Origin of the sequence: Intestinibacter sp. (assembly GCF_051866655.1) — a bacterium.
Lineage (GTDB): Bacteria > Bacillota > Clostridia > Peptostreptococcales > Peptostreptococcaceae > Intestinibacter.
Genome location: NZ_JBJDXL010000185.1, coordinates 1 through 4,793, shown reverse-complemented (window position 1 = coordinate 4,793; position 4,793 = coordinate 1). Strand labels below are relative to the sequence as shown.

Sequence of the window (4,793 nt, the reverse complement as noted above, 5' to 3'; positions counted from 1 at the left end):
TATAAGTAAGAAAATGATACTTGATTTTAAATACAAAAATAAGACTTATTTCTGCAGATACGTTGCACAGATTATGAGTGAGAAGATGGAGCTTGAGAATCTAAAGGCTGACTATATACTATTTGTTCCATTGCATAAGAAACGTATGAAACAGAGGGGATTTAATCAGTCTCAAAAAATAGCAGAGGATTTAAGTGATATAACAGGTATTCCAGTTTTGAATTGTATTTACCGAAAGAAAAATACTAGAAGGCTATATAAGTTGAATTTAAAGGAACGACAAGAGGAGCTTAAGAATTCATTTTACATAAAGGATGATAATAATTTGCTCAAAAATAAAGATGTAATCGTAGTCGATGATATATTTACAACTGGTTCAACATCGAATGAAATATCTAAAATACTCAGATTATCCTGTGTAAACAAAATAACTATAATGACATTGCTCACAAGAAGCGTTGATCCTTACATACCGTTTACTGAAAATAATTAAAATATATCTGATAAGAAAAAGTTTGGAATATAACTAGATAATTCTATTGACAGAATTAAAATAAGATATTAAAATAAATGAGTGATTATTCAGGTCTGTGGTTGAAAGTCCAAGCCAGTCGCAGGCAAAGGGATCCACGTAAGTCAATTCTAAAAGTGGGATTGATGATCATGGTGCGGCTTAGAAGTAAGACCTACCGATAACCAAAAAAAATTCAAATCGAGACGGCTAGTAGTGCGGCAAACCCAGAGCGAACGTCGCAGTAGGCGAGTGTGGGGTCAAAAACCAGGTCAGCTGAATATCATATAAGTACCTATTTAAGGGTACTTTTTTTATGCCAAAAATTCTCCAATTATTTGTTAAATTAGGCTTATTATAAATAAATTATCATAAAACAATGTAATATATAGATTAATAAAAGTAAAATATATTTGACATTTATTAATCTATATATTACTATTAAATCAAGAGGTGATGAAATGGCGAAGAACTTAAGGATAAAAGCTGCTCGAGCTGCTTTAGATATGACACAAAAAGAATTGGCAGAGGCTGTTGGGGTTAGTAGACAGACTATGAATGCCATTGAAAAAGGCGATTACAACCCGACGATTAATCTGTGTATTAGCATTTGCAAGGTGTTGGGCAAAACCTTAGATGAATTATTTTGGGAAGAATAATTTGATTATTGGAGGGGTTAAAATGAACAATAAAAATAATGTATTTGATGAAATGCAACAAAAAGTAATTGGGGATGCAGGTGTAGTTTGTACAGTTATTACATTTATATATTTATTAATTGAATGTGTGTATAAATATGTCAAGACAAAGGATATATTTAGCTGCACATGGGAATTAGGCTTGCTTATACTTATAAGCTTGATATTCTATTTGTTTGTTAGCAGAATTAAGGAAATGAATATTCCTAAGACTTTTATAGGAAGAAAAGAGTTACCTACTGATAATAGTAAAGAATCTAAAAAGAAGAGAGTTATATCTTATTTAGCTGAGGCTTTAGCATTTTCTGTGGCTTTATCTGTTATAACTTTTGGATTTTCAAAGATGGGAGTAGATATTGTTAGCAACACAGAAATATTAATCGATGCAGTAGGATTATTTGTAGTAGCTATGGTCATAAATTTTATAGTTGGGGAATATTCTTGTAATAAATATGAGATTTGGAAAAAATCTTTAGACGATGAAGATGAATAATTAATATAATGTAGCCTTTCTAGATATTTAAAATAGAAGGGCTATTTTTATGTCGATTTGACTAACAAAAGTGTAATAAAATCACACGCCTTTTGTTGATACAATAATTATAGATTAATTAATCTAAGATCTTAAATTTCGAGTAAATACAAGAGGTGATTATATGAAGGATATTTTAAAGATAGAGAATTTAAAAAAATATTACGGAACAAGAAGTAATATAACGAAAGCTATAGACAATATTTCGTTTTCAGTAAATGAAGGAGAATTCGTGGCGATTATGGGTGCAAGTGGAAGTGGAAAGACTACACTTTTGAACTGCATATCTACAATAGACTCTGTAACAGCCGGCAGAATCATAATAAATGGAGATGATATAACAGAGATAAAGGATAAGGATATAGCTTCATTTAGAAGAAATAACTTGGGATTTGTTTTTCAAGATTTTAACCTGCTAGATACCTTGACGATATCAGAAAATATTTCACTTTCACTAGTTATAAATAAAAAGAGTGAGGATAAAATCGACGATATGGTCATGGATATTGCAAAGAGACTGGGGATTGAAGAAATTTTAGATAAGTTTCCATATGAAGTTTCAGGAGGTCAGAAACAAAGGTGTGCTTGTGCTAGGGCTCTGATTAATAACCCGAAGCTGATCCTAGCAGATGAACCTACAGGTGCACTAGATTCAAAGAGCTCTAGGATGCTTCTTGAAACTATGGAGGAAATCAATAAAAATCTAAACGCAACTATTCTAATGGTAACTCACGATGCATTTAGTGCGAGCTTTTGCCAGAGAATATTGTTTCTAAAGGATGGAAAAATATTCACGGAGATTCTGAAAGGTTCCAAAACTAGAAAGGAATTTTTTAATGAAATCTTAGATATACTAACTCTTCTTGGAGGTGACATTGGAGATGTTAAGTAAGCTAGCATTTAGGAATGCAAAGAGGAGCGTTAGAGATTATATCGTTTATTTGATTACTGTGATACTTTCATTTTCGTTGATATTTGCATTTAATCTAATCGTGTTTTCAGAAGAAGTACAGAATCTCGCAAGTAGCATGGAAAAATTTAAAGTATCTGTTATAGTGGTAAGCGTTATAGTCGTATTTGTAATTGGATGGCTGATTAACTACACGATGAAATTTATGTTTTCCAAGAGAAGCAAGGAATTTGGAACATATATGATGCTTGGAATCGAGAAAAAAGACATTATGAAGATGTTTTTAGTTGAAAATATTTTGCTAGGGATGTTTGCATTTGTGATCTCGATACTTATCGGATATATTTTTAGTAATTTGCTTACAGCTGTTATTATGAATATATTTGAGCTTCCTTTCCAGGTTAATTTTGTATTCTCTTGGCAGCCGTTTGCACTTAGTATAAGTTATTTTGTGGCTATATATCTGTTTGCCTTGCTCAAGACTAGCTTGAGAATGAGAAAGATGAAGATTTACGACCTTTTATATTGGGATAAACAAAATGAAGATAGAGTGTTTAAAAATAACAAAGCAAAGAAGATTTTATTTGTAATTTTCGTAGCTTTAGGCATTTTAGCTTTAGTGTTCGCAAAAATAGGATTTAACACTTCAAATGACGATGGCAATGTAGCGATGGTAATGATTTCGATTCCTATGATAATTATAAGTATCTATGGAATAACAATTACAGTCGGTGATTTTTTAATTGATTTTGTAATAAATAGAAAGCATATAAAATACAAAAACGATAATTTATTTATAGTGAGACAGTTTACTTCGAAGATAAAGACAATGGGAGTGACTTTGGGAACTCTATCTCTTTTAATAACACTTTCGTTTTTATCATTGAGTGGTTCTATGATGTACAGCGATATATTTTATACACAAATTAATTCTATAGCTGTATATGATATTGTCATGTCAGAGGTTTACACTGAATGTCCAGAGATTTTAGAGATTCCGACAAGTAATAGCACGAAAATCGTAGAGGAATATGAAAATTATATAGAGGATAACTACACTGTAAAAGATAAATTAGAATACAATATCTACACAAATGAAAAAAATACAGTTAAAAAGCATTTAGAGGGAGGAGTATTGGGATATATAGATGTAGATTGCTTCTTGAGAGTTAGCGATTATAACAAGCTCCTAAAAATGAGAGGACTTAAACCTATAAATTTAAAGGATGATGAGTTTTTTATACATGAATACAGAGATATATCTAAATCAGTAGAAAAATACCTAAAAAATAATGATACATTAAGAATAAACGGCAAGACATTAAAGTCAAATGGAAGCACATATGAAAATTTCGCCAACTGTTGGGGATCAGGCATGCCGTATTTTATAATAGTTCCCGACGATGCAGTTGAAAATATGAAGATAATAGATAGATTTATCGTCATCAATACAGATGAAGAAACGACTAAGGAATTTTATGAAAATATGTGTAGAGATGTTGGAAAAAATATAGATAAAAACGACTCAAAATATGATTATGCAGAGTATAGTATAGGAGTTAAAGGACATATCATAGCAGAAAATAAATCAGTATTAGTCATAATAGCCTTTATACTTTTATATGTAGCATTTATATTTACTGCGATTGTGGCGACTATATTGGCAATACAGGCTTTGAGCGACTCGACAAAATATAAATATCATTATTCAATTTTAAGCAAGCTGGGAGTAGATAAAAATCAACTTTATAAGACTATAAGAAAACAATTATCGATATTTTTCTTATTCCCTGTAATTTATCCGATTATAATAAGTATCTCAGCGATATCGTCTATAAATCAGCTTTTAAGTCCTGTGATGAGTAGTGATTATGCATATGTGAATTCAATTTTATACAGCTTTGCAATATTTTTATCTATTTATCTGATATATTTTGTGGCCACTTATTTTGGATATAAGAAGAATATAACGGAGTAGAGAATTTTTTAATAGGGTTGTGTTACACTCAAAGTAAAGGAGAGGAGAGAGTATGGATACTATATTGATAATAGAAGATGACAAGGTTATAAGAGATGAATTATCTAAGCTATTGGAGACATTTGGGTATAGAACAGTAGCCTTAGAAAAATTTGATAATGTAC

General features: G+C 30.8%; 5 protein-coding genes. All 5 read left to right on the top strand.

All coding sequences use genetic code 11. The features are described from left to right. Positions 1-493 (top strand): ComF family protein (locus ACI3VO_RS05635; protein WP_439756972.1); only part of this gene is annotated, 493 nt, incomplete at its 5' end. 479 nt (positions 494-972) lie between these two features. After that, complete coding sequence (locus ACI3VO_RS05630) at positions 973-1,170, top strand: helix-turn-helix transcriptional regulator (protein ID WP_439756971.1); 198 nt, start codon at positions 973-975, stop codon at positions 1,168-1,170. A gap of 22 nt (positions 1,171-1,192) precedes the next feature. Beyond that, complete coding sequence (locus tag ACI3VO_RS05625) at positions 1,193-1,702, top strand: hypothetical protein (protein ID WP_439756970.1); 510 nt, start codon at positions 1,193-1,195, stop codon at positions 1,700-1,702. A 163-nt stretch (positions 1,703-1,865) separates the two neighbouring features. Further along, the gene (locus ACI3VO_RS05620) at positions 1,866-2,633 is read left to right on the top strand and encodes an ABC transporter ATP-binding protein (RefSeq protein ID WP_439756969.1); all 768 of its coding nucleotides are present in this window, start codon (positions 1,866-1,868) and stop codon (positions 2,631-2,633) included. Continuing rightward, positions 2,623-4,629 carry an ABC transporter permease gene (locus ACI3VO_RS05615; RefSeq protein WP_439756986.1) on the top strand — a complete coding sequence of 669 codons (2,007 nt, stop codon included), beginning with the start codon at positions 2,623-2,625 and terminating at the stop codon, positions 4,627-4,629. Before ACI3VO_RS05620 ends, ACI3VO_RS05615 begins: the two co-directional genes overlap by 11 nt. Positions 4,630-4,793 lie beyond the last annotated feature (164 nt).

Bases quoted from the DNA above. Each gene is read 5' to 3' on its own strand.
- ACI3VO_RS05615 (WP_439756986.1), top strand. From the start codon at position 2,623: ATGTTAAGTAAGCTAGCATTTAGGAATGCAAAGAGGAGCGTTAGAGAT.
- ACI3VO_RS05620 (WP_439756969.1), top strand. From the start codon at position 1,866: ATGAAGGATATTTTAAAGATAGAGAATTTAAAAAAATATTACGGAACA.
- ACI3VO_RS05630 (WP_439756971.1), top strand. From the start codon at position 973: ATGGCGAAGAACTTAAGGATAAAAGCTGCTCGAGCTGCTTTAGATATG.
- ACI3VO_RS05625 (WP_439756970.1), top strand. From the start codon at position 1,193: ATGAACAATAAAAATAATGTATTTGATGAAATGCAACAAAAAGTAATT.